At 45.6% G+C, this 17,420-nt stretch carries 16 protein-coding genes, 1 pseudogene and 1 CRISPR repeat array; of the genes and pseudogenes, 4 read left to right on the top strand and 13 right to left on the bottom strand.

Translation table 11 applies throughout. The features are described from left to right. The first annotated feature begins 56 nt into the window (after positions 1-56). Positions 57-953, top strand: a complete 897-nt coding sequence (locus tag MC7420_RS00255) for an ROK family protein (RefSeq protein WP_006097880.1) — start codon at positions 57-59, stop codon at positions 951-953. A gap of 39 nt (positions 954-992) precedes the next feature. Here the strand turns inward: MC7420_RS00255 and MC7420_RS38845 are convergent, their stop codons facing one another. The 11 genes and pseudogenes from MC7420_RS38845 to MC7420_RS00205 form a co-directional block, all read right to left on the bottom strand. Continuing rightward, entirely contained in the window at positions 993-1,148 is a 156-nt protein-coding gene (locus MC7420_RS38845) for a hypothetical protein (protein ID WP_006097943.1), read from the bottom strand. 10 nt (positions 1,149-1,158) lie between these two features. Next, positions 1,159-2,154, bottom strand: a complete 996-nt coding sequence (arsS, locus tag MC7420_RS00250) for an arsenosugar biosynthesis radical SAM (seleno)protein ArsS (RefSeq protein ID WP_006098008.1) — start codon at positions 2,152-2,154, stop codon at positions 1,159-1,161. A 468-nt stretch (positions 2,155-2,622) separates the two neighbouring features. Continuing rightward, complete coding sequence (locus MC7420_RS00245; RefSeq protein ID WP_157452989.1) at positions 2,623-3,396, bottom strand: DUF6816 family protein; 774 nt, start codon at positions 3,394-3,396, stop codon at positions 2,623-2,625. Positions 3,397-3,772: 376 nt separating this feature from the next. Next, positions 3,773-4,390: a CRISPR direct-repeat array (repeat unit 37 nt; unit sequence CTTGGAATTCCCCTGAATCCCTATCAGGGATTGAAAC). Between the two features lie 268 nt (positions 4,391-4,658). Next, positions 4,659-5,654 (bottom strand): permease, encoded by a 996-nt coding sequence (locus tag MC7420_RS00235; RefSeq protein WP_006097942.1) that lies wholly within the window; start codon positions 5,652-5,654, stop codon positions 4,659-4,661. Between the two features lie 398 nt (positions 5,655-6,052). Next, the gene (locus MC7420_RS43695; protein WP_083798890.1) at positions 6,053-6,295 is read right to left on the bottom strand and encodes a thioredoxin family protein; all 243 of its coding nucleotides are present in this window, start codon (positions 6,293-6,295) and stop codon (positions 6,053-6,055) included. 153 nt (positions 6,296-6,448) lie between these two features. Next, a pseudogene (locus tag MC7420_RS43690) lies at positions 6,449-6,757 on the bottom strand (heavy metal-responsive transcriptional regulator); the annotation flags it as partial. A gap of 471 nt (positions 6,758-7,228) precedes the next feature. After that, a complete protein-coding gene (arsC, locus tag MC7420_RS00225) occupies positions 7,229-7,624 on the bottom strand; it encodes an arsenate reductase, glutathione/glutaredoxin type (RefSeq protein ID WP_044204354.1) in 396 nt (131 codons plus the stop codon). Positions 7,625-7,769: 145 nt separating this feature from the next. After that, the gene (gene arsB, locus MC7420_RS00220) at positions 7,770-8,918 is read right to left on the bottom strand and encodes an ACR3 family arsenite efflux transporter (protein ID WP_006098193.1); all 1,149 of its coding nucleotides are present in this window, start codon (positions 8,916-8,918) and stop codon (positions 7,770-7,772) included. A gap of 20 nt (positions 8,919-8,938) precedes the next feature. Beyond that, positions 8,939-9,967, bottom strand: coding sequence for a PstS family phosphate ABC transporter substrate-binding protein (locus MC7420_RS00215; RefSeq protein WP_006097916.1), 1,029 nt, complete (start codon positions 9,965-9,967; stop codon positions 8,939-8,941). Between the two features lie 237 nt (positions 9,968-10,204). Then, the gene (locus tag MC7420_RS00210) at positions 10,205-10,531 is read right to left on the bottom strand and encodes an ArsR/SmtB family transcription factor (protein WP_006097933.1); all 327 of its coding nucleotides are present in this window, start codon (positions 10,529-10,531) and stop codon (positions 10,205-10,207) included. 343 nt (positions 10,532-10,874) lie between these two features. After that, the gene (locus MC7420_RS00205; RefSeq protein ID WP_006098172.1) at positions 10,875-11,138 is read right to left on the bottom strand and encodes a hypothetical protein; all 264 of its coding nucleotides are present in this window, start codon (positions 11,136-11,138) and stop codon (positions 10,875-10,877) included. A gap of 146 nt (positions 11,139-11,284) precedes the next feature. On the opposite strand from MC7420_RS00205, the gene MC7420_RS37660 reads away from it, so the two are divergent. After that, positions 11,285-14,155: a tetratricopeptide repeat protein gene (locus MC7420_RS37660; RefSeq protein ID WP_006098181.1), complete on the top strand. Its 2,871-nt coding sequence runs from the start codon at positions 11,285-11,287 to the stop codon at positions 14,153-14,155. A gap of 245 nt (positions 14,156-14,400) precedes the next feature. Here MC7420_RS37660 and arsM read toward each other — a convergent pair whose 3' ends face one another. Together arsM and MC7420_RS00190 are read right to left on the bottom strand one after the other, a co-directional pair. Continuing rightward, positions 14,401-15,363, bottom strand: a complete 963-nt coding sequence (gene arsM / locus MC7420_RS00195; protein ID WP_006097864.1) for an arsenosugar biosynthesis arsenite methyltransferase ArsM — start codon at positions 15,361-15,363, stop codon at positions 14,401-14,403. A 269-nt stretch (positions 15,364-15,632) separates the two neighbouring features. Next, on the bottom strand, positions 15,633-16,292 hold the full coding sequence (locus tag MC7420_RS00190) for a hypothetical protein (RefSeq protein ID WP_006098113.1): 660 nt from the start codon (positions 16,290-16,292) through the stop codon (positions 15,633-15,635). Between the two features lie 257 nt (positions 16,293-16,549). On the opposite strand from MC7420_RS00190, the gene MC7420_RS38840 reads away from it, so the two are divergent. Both MC7420_RS38840 and MC7420_RS00185 read left to right on the top strand, forming a co-directional pair. Further along, entirely contained in the window at positions 16,550-16,732 is a 183-nt protein-coding gene (locus tag MC7420_RS38840) for a hypothetical protein (protein ID WP_006097870.1), read from the top strand. Between the two features lie 108 nt (positions 16,733-16,840). After that, a complete protein-coding gene (locus MC7420_RS00185; protein ID WP_006098141.1) occupies positions 16,841-17,419 on the top strand; it encodes a Uma2 family endonuclease in 579 nt (192 codons plus the stop codon). Position 17,420 lies beyond the last annotated feature (1 nt).

Raw genomic sequence — 17,420 nt, 5'->3', positions numbered from 1 at the left:
TCCCTGTGACACACCGAGCGAAGTCGAGGTGTTCCCTGTTCCCCGTTCCCTGACAAATGACAAATGACGTAATTGGTATTGACTTAGGTGGAACCGCGATTAAGCTGGGACTTTTCCAGAAAAATGGCACTTGCATCCAATCTGTAACAGTGGCGACGCCCCAACCCTCAACTCCAAAAGCCGTGGTTGAGGTAATGGCTGACGCGATCGCACAACTTGATACTAACCATAGCGTAATTGCCATTGGTGTGGGTACTCCCGGACCTGCTGATGCAACCGGACGGATTGCGAGAGTGGCGATTAACCTCAACGATTGGCATGATATTCCCTTAGCGGATTGGTTAGAAGCTAAAACAGGTTGTCCCACAATTATCGCCAATGATGCCAATTGCGCGGGTTTAGGCGAAGCTTGGTTAGGTGCAGGACGTCAGTTTCGCCATCTGATTATGCTGACGTTGGGTACTGGCGTCGGCGGTGCAGTTATTCTAGATGGGAAACTCTTTGTTGGTCATCAGGGCGCAGCCGGGGAGTTGGGGTTAATCACGTTAAATCCAGAGGGTCCACCTTGTAATAGTGGCAATCAAGGTTCTCTGGAACAATATCTGTCCATTGGGGCAATTCGTCGCCGTACCGGAAAAGAACCTGCTGAACTTGGGATTTTGGCAAATGAAGGCAATCCAAAGGCGTTAGCATTCTGGCACTATTACGGACGGGATTTAGGTGCAGGATTAGCGAGTTTAATTTATATCCTTACTCCAGAAGCAATTATTATTGGCGGTGGAGTTAGTGCAAGTGCCAAATTTTTCTTCCCGGCGGCTTGGGCAGAAATTGAACGTCGAGTGTTACCGAGTTCTCGTACAGGTTTACAGTTACTTCCCGCTACGCTAGGTAATCAGGCGGGAATGGTTGGGGCTGCCAAATTAGCGCTGCAAATGAGAAATGATGAATTATGAGTTGTTATTGGTCATTGGTCATTTGTCATTGGTCATTTGTCAAGCTGAACAGCTAATATTTCCCCCAGCTTCCCCAGCTTCCCCAGCTTCCCCAGCTTCCCCAGCTTCCCCAGCTTCCCCAGCTCCCCCAGCTTCCCCAGCTCCCCCAGCTTCCCCAGCTTCATCATATCTACGAAGCTGCTCAAGTATTTTCATGCCTGTTCCCTCAAGTCAAAGCACCACCGCAACTCGAACCACACCCGGCGGTGCAACCGTAACAATAGGAAGCTGTGCGAATTTCGTCAATGATATCTAAGCTTCCTGCGGCTAATAACTTACCTACGGTTAACGTTTCCCCAGTACCAGACTTAGCCGGAATCTCTTCCATCTGATTAAAATCACAGTCGTAAACATTTCCCCGATAATCAATCGAGAGTTCATTCCGACACATCAAATGTTCCACCGTCGTCGGATTAAAATTATCTTCCAGAAACTTCAGATAAGGTGTATACAGCTTGATTCGTTGCAGATAAAACTTCGTTCTGCCAATAGGCAAATTGGTAATCGTAAACAACTGGTTAAACTCAATATCAAAATTTTCCTTAAGGAACCGTTTATAATCCTGTTCCAACTTCACCTGATTTGGCGTTAAGGAAAAATCTTCACTCACAGGCAACACCGGGTTATAAACCAAATCCAGGATTAACTGCGGATTTTTTCCATACCCCAATTGATTTAACCGTTGAATTGCCCGAATCGAATCATTGTACACTCCTTTCCCCCGCATTTTATCCACATTATCCTCTAAATAGCAGGGAAGCGAGGCAACAACTCTCACCTGATGTTGGGCAAAGTAGTCTGGCAAATTCTGGAATCCCGGTTCAAAGAAAATTGTCAAATTTGACCGCACAATCACTTCCTTTCCCGTTGCCCGCGCTGCTTCAACTAAGGGTTTAAACCCATAATTCATTTCCGGCGCACCCCCGGTTAAATCAACGGTTTTGATTTGCGGAAAGCGATGAATCAGTTCGATAAGTTGGTCACAAATTTCCGGGGTCAGTTCTTCCGTGCGTTTAGGTCCCGCTTCCACATGGCAATGGGTACAGGCGAGATTACAGCGTTTTCCCAGATTGATTTGCAGAACCGTAATTTTGTTTTTAGTTAAAGGTGTCCTCAGTTTTTTGCGAAATGGTGTTACCGCTAATGTGGCTGTCTGTGTCACTACGTTAAATCCCTGGAAATGTATATTGACTTCAGCATCTGACTAGCTAAACCCATATCGGCTAGCTGAGTCTATAATAAATCATTTAAGCTGTCATGCATTTAAATTGGGTATTAGTAGCGAGCAAGATGCTCAATGTAGCGAGCAAGATGCTCAATGTAGCGAGCAAGATGCAAAGCCTGCGGCATGGCTTCGCTTAACGCACTACGGACAAGGATTCCGCAATTATTGATATTAAGGTTTAAATACCGAACAACTTAGTCTGACCTAGATCAATTCAACATGAGTGCAATGATTTTTTGCTGAGAATCAGCTTAATCTATATATAGCAACCGCCATAGCGGTTAGGACACATCATTTATGTAGAGACGCGCCATGGCGCGTCTCTACAATGGTGCCGAAAGTCCTAATCGATGTGTCTACTGCTATAAGTAGTCGGACTTTAATTTATTTAGCAAGTCCTCAGGATTAGAGCGGTTCTAAGTGGAGTCGATACCGATACAAGGCGACGGGTTGATCTAACGCCTTAAAATAATCAGGATCTTGAGGGGAAAGGTAAATCGCGGTGATTTGCCATGCTTCAATTCCTGAATCTGGTGATGGCAATTGATGATAAGCGGTTGTGGTTTCCACCTGATTGAAATAGGGTTGGTTTGTACCGCGAAAGTATTGGTTAGTAACTTCTGTGGCAATAAAGCGATCGCGGCTGGGGGTTTCTGTGTTTCGACCTGTAACAATAGAGATCAGTTGACGTCCCGATCGCAATTCGGTTATTTGGCGATTTACAGACGCCGGATCAACCTTAACTGAACGAATGGCGTCATTACCGAGATAGGCTTGGGCGATATTTAAGCCATTAAATTCTCGATCCGCCACAATCGCTGATTCTGTTTGCTGGGGAAGCGGTATGATGCGATCGCGAGATTTGGATTGCACCTGATCAACCCGTTCAAACCGTACCTGAAACTGTATCGGTTGATTTAAATAGCGGCGATTACTCTTAAATCCCGGCGTGACTATTTCTGGCGCTAACGGTGCAACTTGTTCGACGAGGGTGCTGGTAACATTCCAAGTTCCCTCCATCCAATCGGGATAAACCAAATCCCCCGTCGCCGCCGTTACTGGGGGTTTACCTTGCCAATCGGGAAACTGCGCCATGCGATCGGCTAATTGTCCGGCTTGGGCTGGATTTGTCCAAAAGCAGTAGACTAAAATTAAGCCTAATCCTATGAGTCTGGGGATAATTGCCACAACTAAGTTGATCGTTGCTTGCTTGGTGTCGGTGAATAAGAAAGAGCGCGATCGCACTCACAGTAGGATACCTCGCCAGTGAACTTCTGCCCAATCATGCCAATTTCTCGGTTAGATGCGACAACCTGTAGGTGTTTTTTCAGGCGAGTCCAAAATTGAGGCTGTATCCCTCATCCTGTCAGGGTTTGCCGCCTCTTTTGCTGGCAAGGAGGTTGTCGCAATGGCTGAAAAGCTTATGGAGAGAGGATTTGAGTCTAATTTGTTTAAGGGGTCTTGTCAAAGGCGATGGCTGAAATGCTATAGTTATACCAGGTTGTCGCGATCGTACCTTGAAAACCAAATACAGTATAGGTTCTGAGAGGCTGCACTTGGAATTCCCCTGAATCCCTATCAGGGATTGAAACCCACGCAAATCTTTGCCAGCGAGGAACTGACCAATGAACCTTGGAATTCCCCTGAATCCCTATCAGGGATTGAAACGTCCGAATTCATAAGCTAGTAACTCACTGCTTTCTTGGAATTCCCCTGAATCCCTATCAGGGATTGAAACTACTCGTATTCGCTTTCAGCCATGCAATAGCTTCCTTGGAATTCCCCTGAATCCCTATCAGGGATTGAAACGCTCCAATTGTTTCAGATCTAGAGCAATATTTTGCTTGGAATTCCCCTGAATCCCTATCAGGGATTGAAACCGTCTGATCGCAACAACCCCGCCCTTGAAAGCATTTTTTCGACTTGGAATTCCCCTGAATCCCTATCAGGGATTGAAACTTCCATTTTTGTAAACAGGCGTAAATGATACTAGGCTTGGAATTCCCCTGAATCCCTATCAGGGATTGAAACTACTAAAGTTCCAGCAAACCCTGGGGAAATGTGTTCTTGGAATTCCCCTGAATCCCTATCAGGGATTGAAACTATTGGGTGTCCTCCGGGTACTTGGGATTTTAGCTTGGAATTCCCCTGAATCCCTACCAGGGATTGAAACTTCAAAGCTGATTACAATAGGCTATTGATGCAAGCTGGAATTCCTTATTAATCCCTACCAGGGATTGAAACTTGGCGGCGGGTGTAAGTGTCGAACGGAACGAACCCTGGAATTCCTTTTGCTTCTTGCTCCCCTCTCCCCAGGGTGGGAGAGGGGCTGGGGGTGAGGGGTTTCTAGCTTAATTTGACACGGATTGGCAATGCCGTACCCCTACAAATACCCTTAACCTCATACATCAATCAAGTGAACAATTCCCTATCGCCTCAATTCAGATCAACAAAGCATTGAAAAGATAGCCAACGCCAATAATTCCCATCGTCATCAACGCAATAAAGACAGCCAATAACTCAGGCTGCAACACCTTCCGAAGAATCACCATTTCCGGCAACGATAACGCCGTAACCGCCATCGTAAACGATAGAACCGTCCCCAAAGGCAACCCTTTATTCACCAACGCCTCAGTAATCGGTAAAACCCCAGCAATATTAGCATAAAGCGGCACTCCCATCACCACCGCGATCGGCACCGCTAACGGATTTCCCGCCCCCGCCCACTGGGTAATAATATCGGCAGGAACATACCCGTGAATTCCCGCCCCAATTGCAATCCCACCTACCACATAAAGCCAGACAGACTTAACAATTTCACTCGCCGAATAATGACCCTGTTCAAATCGTTCTTTCCAAGTCAGTTCCATATCATCGCCCTGATCCGGATCAGACTCTGACCCTTGGCGAGACTTCTGCAACGCCCAGACAAAGGGTTCCACCCACTTTTCCAGGTGTAGCATCCCAATAATATAACCCGCCGCGATCGCTAATCCCACCCCAAAGGCAATATAGATCACCGTTGCCTTTAGCCCAAACAATCCCCATAATAAAATAACCGCGACTTCATTCACCATTGGCGCAGCAATCAGATAGGAAAACGTGACCCCCAATGGCACACCCGCCTCTAAAAACCCAATAAATAACGGCACAGCGGAACAGGAACAAAACGGCGTGATAATGCCAATTGTTGCCGCTAAACCATTGCCAAAAATCGTCCGCTTGCCACTAATCCAGTAGCGAATCTTTTGCGGATCGAGAAACGTTTGCACCGTTCCCACTATAAAACTAATCACAATTAATAGAGTCAGCACTTTAGGAACATCGTAGAAAAAGAAGTGCAGCGCTGACCCCAGAGACGAATGCAACGATAAACCCAAAAGTTTAGTGACAATTTGATTAGATAACCAATCAAAGGGATAAAATAAATCAACCATAAACTTATCCTTAGTTAGGTGTTAAGCTGTTCGGCACTTAAACCTTAATGTCAATAATGGCAAAATCCTTGTATGTAGTGCGTTAAGCGAAGCCATGCCGCAGGCTTTGCATCTTGCTCGCTACTAATACCCAATTTATCGCTACTAATACCCAATTTAAATGAACGACAGCTTAGGTGTTAGGTGGCAATAAGCAACAGATAACAGTAGTGTGATCGTCTTGCAAATAAGTAGTCGGACAAAAGAAAACGGTACTGTATTAAGTGCAAGTAAATCGCCCTCAAACCCTTACTGTTCCCTGTTCCCTGTTCCCTGTTCCCTAATCTCAACCGTTAACTTTAATTGTGTCCACCCACTTATGACGAATGACAAATGACAAATGACAAATGACAAATGACTTAAGACTGGAACAACGGTTTAATTTGCTCTGAGGAAATTACCTTTCCTTTACTCACCACTTTGCCATTGACAACCAAAGCTGGAGTAGACATAACCCGGCGTTTAGCAATCTCCACAGGGTCAGTAATATGCAGGATTTCAGCCTCAATACCCAAAGACGCGATCGCACGTCGCGCATTCTCTTCTAATTGATGGCATTTTTTACAACCCGTTCCCAGAATTTCTACCGTAAGCGTATCCATAATTAAAGCCTCATGATAGTTTGCATCGTGGTCAAATTTATTAGAATTATCTTCCCCATTAAAACTAACATCCTTGAAGACAACACACTGGCGTTCTTCCCCCAACCGTTGAGCATTTTCCTGACACCGATTGAGCAAAGGCAATAATTCTGTTCGTAGCCGTTGCAATTGCTGGATATTATCTTCAATTTGCTGAACTTTTCTCAGCAACATCTGATAAACTTCACCACAAGACAGAGAATCTCCATCTTGTAATGCTAGTAATTCTTTAATTTCGTCTAAGCTTAAACCTAATGCCTTCGCCCGACTAATAAAGGACAACCGTTCAATATCCTGGTCATCAAACAAGCGATATCCAGCCTCGGTACGTTTCGGACTCGGAATCAATCCAATCCGTTCATAAAAGTAAAGGGTTTGGGGATTAAGTCCCAACTTACGCGCCACTTCACCAACTTGAAGCATATTGCCCCAGCTCATATCAGAATCCAGTGCCTTAATCATAAACCTTATACTTAGGTATAAAGTCAACCCCTAGTCAGAGAATATTGCCACAAAAAGCCCCTCCCCCCTCGCAGCTCACAAGGGTAGGTTTTTTAAGATGGGGGTTTAGGCTAGACTTGGAAGACAGGTAGACCATCACTTCGACTTCGCTCAGCGACCCACTTCGACTTCGCTCAGCGACCGTAGACAAGGAAGAGTGAGAACGAAAAATAGGGCGTTTCGGCTTTTAGAAGTTAGTTTGACCGAACCGAATTCTGTACGGTTTTTCCCCCTTGTCTTCTTTCCTTCCTTGTCCTCCTTGTCTTGTCTCCACCCTTAAATAAAAAACCTACACCTGTCAGCCCCCTCGCAGGGGGGAATAATCCAGTCCGCGCAGGCGGACTTTGTTTGTGTAGCCGCGACTTCTAGTCGCCGTAGCAAACAAAAAGGGAGTTACTTAAATGCATCAATTAACTTAACAACTCGCTCTTTAATCTCATCTCGTACTCGCCGAAACGTCTCAATCGGTTCACCCGCCGGATCATCCAATTGCCAATCCTGAAACACCTCCCGCAACACCCAAGGTTCAGGCAAATTCACCCCACAGCCACACAAAGAAATCACTGCATTAAAATCATTAGGATTAAACTCAATCAACGGCTTAGAGGTTTGCTCACTAATATCAATCCCAATTTCCGACATCACCTCAACCGCCGTAGGATTCACCTTAGACGCCTCCAACCCCGAACTCGTCACTACAACCTTCCCCGCTCCTAACGTGCGAGCAAATCCTTCTGCCATTTGGGAACGACAGGAATTTTGCTTACAAACAAACATAATCGATTTCATCGCCATACTCGCTTATTTATCCTTATCAATCAAACACTCCGTTCCGATCATGTCCAGTTAAGCCAGCCCTTAAAAATCTGATTGGTAGTCGCTTCAATCCGCGCCCCTGATAAGAGGACTAAAGTCCTCACTACAAACTCCTAACTCAACGCGCAAGACAACGCGGATCACGCAACGTTGCCTTCTCCGGTTCCCGTGGAAACCACATCGCCGTTCGCTTACAAAACTCCACCAACATCAACATCACAGGCACCTCAATTAACACCCCGACAACCGTCGCCAACGCCGCACCCGAATTCAAACCAAACAACATCACCGCCGTGGCAATTGCCACCTCAAAATGATTACTTGCCCCAATTAACGCCGCCGGAGCCGCATCTTCATACGCCAGATTCAACTTTAACGCCGCCACATAAGCAATAAAGAAAATGAAATTCGTCTGGATAAACAACGGCACAGCAATCAGCAAAATATGCAGCGGGTTATTAACAATTAACTCCCCCTTGAACGCAAACAACAGAACCAACGTAATTAAAAGCGCCGCAATTGAAATCGGACTCAGATATTTAATAAATCTCCGTTCAAACCACTCTTTACCCTTATGTTTAAAAATCCAATACCGACTATACATCCCCGCCGCCAACGGCAACCCCACATAAATCAATACCGATAACACAATGGTTTGCCAGGGTACAGTTAAATTATTCGCCGCTAACAACCATCGTCCTAAGGGAGCATACAGAAACAACATCGCCAACGAATTCACCGCTACCATCACCAAGGTATGTCCTTGATTACTGTAAGACAGATACCCCCACATCAAAACCATCGCCGTACAAGGGGCAATCCCTAATAAAATTGCCCCAGCGATGTAAGAATTTGCTAAAGTAACCTCCGCCCCGCGAATAATCTCCGTTTGCGATAACAAAGGCTGAAACAACCAACCCAGAAAAAACTGGGCAAAAACTACCATGGTGAACGGCTTAATCAACCAATTCACCACCAGCGTTAAAATTACAGGTTTTGGCGCACGCACTGCCCGTTTCGCTTGGGTGAAATCAATTTTCACCATAATCGGATACATCATGAAAAACAGGCAGATAGCGATAGGAATGGATACCTGATAAATACTCATGGCATCCAATGTATCCGCCACACCAGGAAATAATTTGCCCAGGGCGATACCTGCAAGAATGCAGAGTACCACCCAAACGGTGAGATATTTTTCAAAGAAACTCAGTTGACCCCCAACTTGAGGGGGCGAGGAGGTGGTATGAGATGAATGGGTACTCATAGGAATGCAACCGTTAATGGTTAAAACTTTTTCTGTTTGCGTAACAACTCACCGAGGGTGAGATTGAATTCAACTTTGCCGTCAAAGACAGTGCCTACCTTGTGTTGAAAGAAATGCACGTTAGCTAGGTGATACCCCTCTTCCGGTAGCGGTATATAGCCAACTGAACTGACAATTTCTGGGGCGTTCTCCAGGTAAAACGCCACAAATTCTGCTAACGCTGGGTTTTTCTGGGCAGCCGCCGCGTTAACGTAGATAAACAACGGTCGAGTTAGGGGTTGATATTCAGCATTCTCAACGGTTTGACGTGACGGGAATACAGCCCCCTTGCCACTATCGACCGCGATCGCCTTTAATTTATCTGGAATCGCTTCGTAATAGGCTAAACCAAAATAGCCCAATGCATTGGGGTCTTGATTCACCCCCTGTGCCAGGATTTCATCATCCTCACTGGCGGTATAATCGCTACGACTCGACCCCGCTTCACCGACGATGGCTTCGGTAAAGTAATCAAAGGTACCAGAATCTGTCCCTGGACCATATAAATTTAAAGGTTTCTGGGGAAAAGACTCCCGGACTTGATTCCATTGAGTGATTTGGCGTTGGGCTTCGGGTTCCCAGATTTTTTGCAATTCTGCCACCGTGAGACGGTCTACCCAATCATTTTCGGGATTGACGACAACGGTAATCGCATCAAAGGCAACAGGGAGTTCAATGTAAGCCACCCCTGCTTGTTTACAAGCTGCCATCTCATCAGTTTGAATCGGGCGAGAGGCATCATTAATATCGGTTTCGCCAGCACAGAACTTTTTAAACCCACCCCCTGTACCCGAAAAGCCCACGGTGACATTAACGGGCGCTTTTGTCATGGCATTAAATGTCTCCGCAACAGTTTTCGTAATCGGATACACCGTACTCGAACCATCAATTTTAATTGGTTGGGGCGACTGCGACTGGACTTGGGAACAGGCGCCCAGGAGTGCCGTAGCTGTCGCAATTAGCGCCAGTTTTGTCCATGGCAGGATTTTGGGTTTGGGGATAACCTTCATTGAACTCGACCCCCTTCTAGAATTATGGGATTACCTTTATCATTTCAAAAAAAATTGATTTGTCAATCCCTGATATTCAGAATTGAGGCGATGTAGAACAGGAGCCAGGAGCTAGGAGCCAGGAAACAGAGGGCAGAAGGCTGATTAGAGCGATACTCCAAAAAAAGTTGATACCAGACAATTGTAGAGACGCGCCATGGCGCGTCTCTACACCCCTACGCCTTTGAACCCCAGATACTAATCCGAACAGGGACGAGCGGGTAAAATTGGGCTAAAGCGACGGTAGTCCGCCAAATATTGTTCTAACAGGACAAACTGAGGCAAATTCAGGCTGTAATAAACCCAACGCCCTTCCTGACGGGCGCGAACCAAGCTAGCTTCTTTGAGCGTTTTCAAGTGAAACGATAACTTCGACTGACTCACCTCCAGCACTTCGCAGAGTTCACACACACACAGTTCCTGTTCTCGCAACAGTTCCAGTAGCTTGACCCGAATCGGGTCAGATAAAGCATGAAAGCTGGAAGTAATCAGACTCAGATTGGTAGGGGAGGCGGTGCTTTGCATCAACTTTTCTTGAAACGTCTCCTTAATTGTAGCTGAGGTGCAAGGTAGAGACGTATCAGGGCGCGTTTTTATGTGATAATTCGCCTTCTTTTACTCCCCTTTCAAGCTAATCATCAGACTTAAGCAGTTGACCCAAATACAGTTCAACGAACATTTCAGCCGCAGCCGGATTGAGTTTCTTTAAGGCGGAAACAATATCAGCAGTCAGTATGTTGATTCGCCAAATTTCTCGCGATTAAATCTAATCATTGTAGGGTGGGTTAGGCGGTACTCAATTTCACAACATAGCCATTTAATGAGATATCCGCCGTAACCCACCAATCCTTCGGATCAAATTACTCGCTTAACCCTCTGAATTGAAAACACGCAGAAAGGACGCGATCGCACGTTTACCCGAAGCCGTATACTTATCCTGAGTCGATCTCGGCGTTTCCCCAGGATTTGATTGTTGGCGTAACATCACCGGACGCAAGACCCAGAGTAGAATAGCGATACTCAGAATAATCGCCGTCGGATTATCGCCATACTTCAATAAGGGCGTGGGATCAATAGGTGGAGTCGTTGGGTTAGCTTGGCTGGTGGAAATCGTAGCTTGTTCCTTTGACATGAATTTGTCTTTCCTTGGCGTTCGACATCTTTATGATTCCTTAGCTACCTATGTCTAAAACCTGCACTTTCGGCTCATTCTTGCTGCTACTGTTGAAAGTGAGCCAAAATTGAGCCATTAACCGGACATTCAATAGATAAGTAAGCATGGCGGTTACTCTCAAAGCCTCTAAACCGGGACGGGAAAAAGTTGATCAGGCAAGAAGGAAGAAAGGTTGGACAGCAACAGCCGCCGCCTGGTATCAAGATGCTAAGACTTCAGCAGCAACCCTGAAGCGGTTTAGGCGGGGATTACCCATTCAGCAAGATGCCTTTATTGGAATTTGTCAGGCTGTTGGGATAGAGAATTGGCAAGAAATTGTTGATGAAAACTCCACTGAGTCAACCGTTCCCCCTGTAACGTTTACGGCTTATGCTGAGGAGACATGGGTTGGTCGAACCGAAATTATTACCCAGTGGCGTGAAAAACTACGGGGAAACTGCCGAATTTTGCTGATTACTGGCATTACCGGACAAGGGAAAACAGCCTTAGCTGAACGCTTGGCGGTAGAATTACAACAAGAGTGGCAGTATTTGCCGCCTGTTACCTTTGATGATGAGACAATACGAGATTTTGTCAGCGCAGCGGAAAAACTGCTGAGGAATTTAAACGAAAGGGTGACAACAGAGGATCGCAAACACCCCGATTTATTACTCAATCGCTTAGTCCAAAAACTCCGCCGTCATCCTTATTTAGTCCAGATTGATTCTTTAGAAGCGTTGTTATTCGGAAAGACAGGTTTAGCCGCACGAACTGAATTTCAGGAGCCATATAAGCAGTGGTGGCAGTTCTTTCAAGCCGTGTTAGTAGGGACAGAGTGCCAGAGTAGGCTGATAGTAACTTCTCAGGAGTTACCGACATCGTTTGCCAGTTGTAAGTTCAAAACCTGGCAGAATATTCAACTACCAGGATTGTCATACTCAGAGCAATTAGAGTTATTTGAAAAGCACTTGAATCAAGCCGAAGTGACGATTTCACCAGAGGCTAAATCCTATCTGGAACGCATCGGTAAAGCCTATGAAGGACATCCTTTAGTGATTGAAGTAATCGCTGGGGAAATTTTGGCAGAATTTGCGGGTGATGTCGTGGGATACTGGCAGCGTTACCAGCAGGAATTTGCGGCAATTGAAGCTGTACCTGGGAATGATGCGTTGCAGTTGAAAGTCAAGGAACGGGTGCGGATATCTCTGGGACGATTAGCCAGAGATGTTTCTTTGGGGTTTAATTTGCTCTTGAGCAGTTCCGTTTATCGTCGTCCTGTACCAGAATCGTTTTGGTTTGCTATGTTAGGGGATACAACAGAGGCGGAAAAAGCCACGGTGTTGAATACGTTAAAATTGCGGGCGTTGGTGATTCGGGAAGGTATTCAAGGAAGTCAAGTTCTGCTACGTCAGCATAATTTAGTTCGTAATACTGCTTACGAACTGCTAAAAACGAACAATGAATCAGCATGGTATAAGGCGCATAAAATTGCCGCCCAGATGTGGCTAAATGCCTATCAACCTGAACCCAATAGAGACAAAATTGAGCAGGTACAGGCTTATCTGGAAGCCTTTCACCATTTTTATCAGATAGAAGATTGGAAAAAGGCACTTGATATTTTAGAGATTGAGCCGATATCTGGTAATAACTTGCTCCGGCAGCTTCTAATTTGGGGCTATTATCGAGAAATCATTATATATTCTCAGCAGTATTTAACCATTGCTAGAGAGATTGGCGATCGTAAATGCGAGGCAAAAGCTTTGGGTAATCTGGGCAATGCTTACCAATCTCTAGGAGAGTACAGCCGTGCTATTGAGTATCACCAGCAGCGTTTAACCATTGTAAAAAAAATTGGCGATCGCCAGGATGAGGGAGGTGTCTTGGGTGATCTAGGCAATGCTTACGACGCTCTCGGAGACTACAGACTTGCCATCAAGTATCATCAGCCGCATTTGACTATTGCTAGGGAAATTGGCGATCGCTACGGTGAAGAATGTGCCTTGGGTAATCTGAGTAATGCTTACGACGCTCTCGGAGACTATAGCCGTGCTATTGATTATCTCCAGCAATGTTTGACTATTGCCAGAGAAATTGGCGATCGCTACGGTGAGGGAACAGCCCTAGGCAATCTAGGCAATACTTATCGTTCTCTAGGAGACTATAGTCGTGCTATCGAGTATCATCAGCAGCATTTAACTATTGCTAGGGAAATTGGCGATCGCAATGGTGAAGGAAGAGCTTGGGGTAATTTGGGCAATGCTTATCACGCTCTAGGAGACTATAACCGTGCTATTGAGTATAACCAGCAACATTTAACTATTGCTAAAGAGATTGGCGATCGCTGTGGTGAAGGAATAGCCTTGGGTAATCTGGGAATTACTTACGACGCTCTCGGAGATTATAGCTGTGCCATCAATTGTTACCAGCAGAGTTTGACTATCGCCAGGGAGATTGGCGATCGCTATGGTGAGGGATTTGCTTTGGGTTGTTTGGGCAATGCTTACGCATCTCTAGAAGACTACAGCGGTGCTATCAAGTATAATCAGCAAAGTTTAATAATTGCTAGGGAGATTGGCAACCGCCAAGGTGAGGGAAATGCCTTGGGTGGTTTGGGCAATGCTTACAAATCTCTAGGAAACTACAGCCTTGCTATCGAGTATCACCAGCAACATTTTACAATTGCCAGGGAGATTGGCAACCGCTACGGAGAGGGATGTGCTTTGGGTAATATAGGAGTAACGTTCCGTAAACTTGAACAGTATTCAGAAGCGTTAGACTATTCCCAGAAAGCATTAGAAATTTTTCAGGAGATTGGCGATCGTTCTTCTGAAGCGGAAGCCTTTAAAAACTTAGCAGAAATCCACTATAAATTAGGTAATTTCAATCTCGCACTAGACTATTGCAAACAAGCGTTAACACTTGCAACAGCATTAGGCATACCGCCAGCGAAAGATTGTCAGGAATTAAAGGATAAATTAGAAGCAGATGGAAACTAGGAGATGACGAATTATACCAAATCCGGGTTAGCTACCCCCGTTATAATCTAGTCCGCGCAGGCGGACTTTGTTTGTGTAGCAGCGATTTCAATCGCCGTGGAAAAAGGGGGTGATAAAGGCGGATTTGGTATTATAGCAATCGCCATAGCGGTTAGGACGCATCTTATGGTAGAGACGCGCCATGGCGCGTCTCTACATTGACATCAATAACTAATGTGCGCCTGATTCACCTCGATTTCACACCTTTAACAGCAACCGCCGCCAGTATAGTGCCAGGTGGAATCAGTAATCAGAATATCCTTAGATGTACCGAGGTTAGCGGCTGTTTTATCACACACCGACGCCGGAAGACCTTTTTGCAGAACATGACCCGCGTTATCATCAAAAACCTCTTGGCTTCCACTGTAAATCGCCGTTTTCCCGGTAAAAATACAAGCGCCATCTTCCGGAATTGGCACTTTGAATGCCACAGAATCTAAACTTTCTAACAGCAAAGGTTCATCTAATTGATAACTTTGACAATCCAACAATCGATAAGGACGCCGCGCCCGGATTTCCACTTGACCAAACCCGACATGAACCAAATGTTGGATATACTCGTTGTAGGTCAACGCCCCTGATAAGCACATTGCCCGTAACCGTTCATCTTGGCGTAAATGATCAGGAATCGGACGGGTAGCGATGGGATCACTCATAATCAAGCGTCCGCCAATTTTTAACACCCGATAGGCTTCTTGTAAGGCTTTCGTTAAATCTTCAGGTTCAAAGATATTAAATAGACAATTCTGAGCAACAACATCAACCGAAGCATCGGGTACAGGGAGATTAAAGGCATCGCCGTCACGAATGTCGATAAAACTTGGGTCAAACCAAGGATTATCTTGAGCAGCGCTTTCTAAGTTACGAGTCGCTGCTTCCCGCATCGCCTTGACGGGATCAACGGCAATGATACGACCAGGACGCCGGGAAAAATAGGCAAATTGCAGGGCTTCTAAACCGCCACCCACGCCTACATAAAGTACCGTTGGCTCGTTTATCAGTTCCGCCTGATGAACGGTTGTCCCACAACCATAGTTCATTTCCTGCATTTGCTGGGGAATTTTCAGTCCGGGAAGTTGCAGGGGACTGCTTTGCACACAACATAACCCCACTTCCGGGGTTTGGGCGACTTCACTGTAAAATTCTGCGGTTGTTTCTAGATACGTCATAGTGTTTGTTGTTGTCATTTGTCTTATGTCATTGGTCATGGGTGACTCAATGACGATTTATGCTGTCAGCATTCTTTCTCTGAGGGTATTAAACTGGGGTTGAATTAGTTTTTGCTGAGAATCGGTTAAAGTTTATCAATTTTTGAGTTATTGCTGTCGCTATAACAGATGTAGCTCAAGTCAATTAAGATGAATGGTATTGACTGGTATGCTGGTGGGTTGAGCGAAGCCGAAACCCACCCTACGGTATATCAAGGGTTTTGCTTTCCTTAGGCAGTTGCCATAACTTCCTCGGTGTCAGGAAGAGGAGGACGCAGACACAGATAAACCAATGACCCAATGAACGGTATCAGGGAAACTGCCCAAAATAGGATGGGATTATTTAAGCCGCGTCGTGCCATATCATCACCCACCAGTGCCGGGAAAAGCAAGCACAATAGGCAAAAGTCCAGGCTCATCACATGGATAAAACGGCTGGTTTGCCACTGTTGGATAAAGTTTGCCCAATCACCGTTGAGGATGCCAAATCCTAATAATACTAAGGTGCCGAGGGTGAAAACAACACCTAACCAACGGGAATCGAGAATACTCAAGAAGATATTTTTTGAGCCAGGAAATTCAGGATTGGGTTGACGTAAGGCGAGATAGGGGAGTAACGCAAACGCCCCTACACCAAAAGAGAGGGTAGCAAACAGCCACGCGGGGATTTTTTGCCCTCGTCCATCAATAAACACAAAGCAGGCGTATGCTAGCGGTAGTATACCCATGATATTGAATAGGGCAATAATTAAGGGATTAATCCCATCCCAGTTACCTGTGGAAAGATTGGTAATCAGGTCAAAGGTATCGGGTTGCTGGGGAGGCGCAAACAGAAAGGCATAAGCGAGAAAGCTGACCCAGAGTATCCAAAAACCAAGTTGTCTGAGCATAAGTCATGATTGGGAGTGCAAGTCCACCGCGTATCCTGTGCATTATCGCATGAATCGACTGGGGCGGTTGGTGTTTTGGGTTAATACACCTTTGTCACAAAGCCCCAGCATCCGCCAAGAACTCAAGTTCTTGGCTAAAAGCTCAAGTCCATTAAAATGGACTAAAACTCTTATCCAGTCAGCTCGATTCTGACTTGAGCTTTGAGTTCCTTGGGTTGAAACCTAAGGCTGTTTAACCCGACAACACCACCAGAGTCATGCTAACCAGGGAATTCACCGTTCGGCTGAAACTGCAATTATTGCTTTTATGGCAGAAAATTCGACTATTTGCGCGATACAGACAGGCGTTTTACCTGAAACTGATTTGGCTGGAGTTGCTTTGTTTTCCCAGCCGCGTTTTAGGTAAACGGATCAGTTCGCGATCGCTAACCTGGAAGTGAGCATTCTCTCTGGAGGGGCTTTGTTACGCTTGACAGGAGCGAATTAGATCCCCGACTTCTTGAACAAGTCGGGGATCTGGTAGCTAGACGATATGACCACCGATACCTATGACATCGACAACAGCCAAACGCTTCACACTTGAGGACTATCACCGTTTAGCAGAGTTGGGATTTTTCACCGAAGATGACCGAGTGGAATTAATTCGTGGGGAAATCATGCAGATGGCGGCGAAAGGTACAGCCCATACTAATTGTTGTCGAGATTTACTCGAAGAATTGGCGGGATTGGTTACAGGTCGAGCTAAGTTACAATGCCAAGACCCGATTATTTTGTCATCCAATAGCGAACCAGAACCCGATTTTGCTATTTTACGGAAACGAGCGGATAATTATCGCTTTTCGCTACCCCAACCTGAGGACGTTTACTTTGTTATAGAAATTGCTGATTCAACGCTCAAGTATGACCGAGAGGTTAAACTCCCACTTTATGCTGAAGCGGGTATTTCCGATTATTGGCTTTTTAACTTAATCGACAATCACCTAGAAGCCTATAGCCAGCCCTATCACAAGGGTCGGAATAGTTTTGGATACAGCTTAAAGCGAATTATATTGCCGGATCAGACAATAGAGTTGCCCTACTTTCCAGATTTAATCCTCGATTTAGCCAAAGTCTTTCCTCTAATTTAAA

It is taken from the genome of Coleofasciculus chthonoplastes PCC 7420 (genome assembly GCF_000155555.1).
GTDB classification, from domain to species: domain Bacteria; phylum Cyanobacteriota; class Cyanobacteriia; order Cyanobacteriales; family Coleofasciculaceae; genus Coleofasciculus; species Coleofasciculus chthonoplastes_A.
Note: the sequence above shows the minus strand (reverse complement) of the source record. Positions and strands in the feature narration are given on the sequence as shown.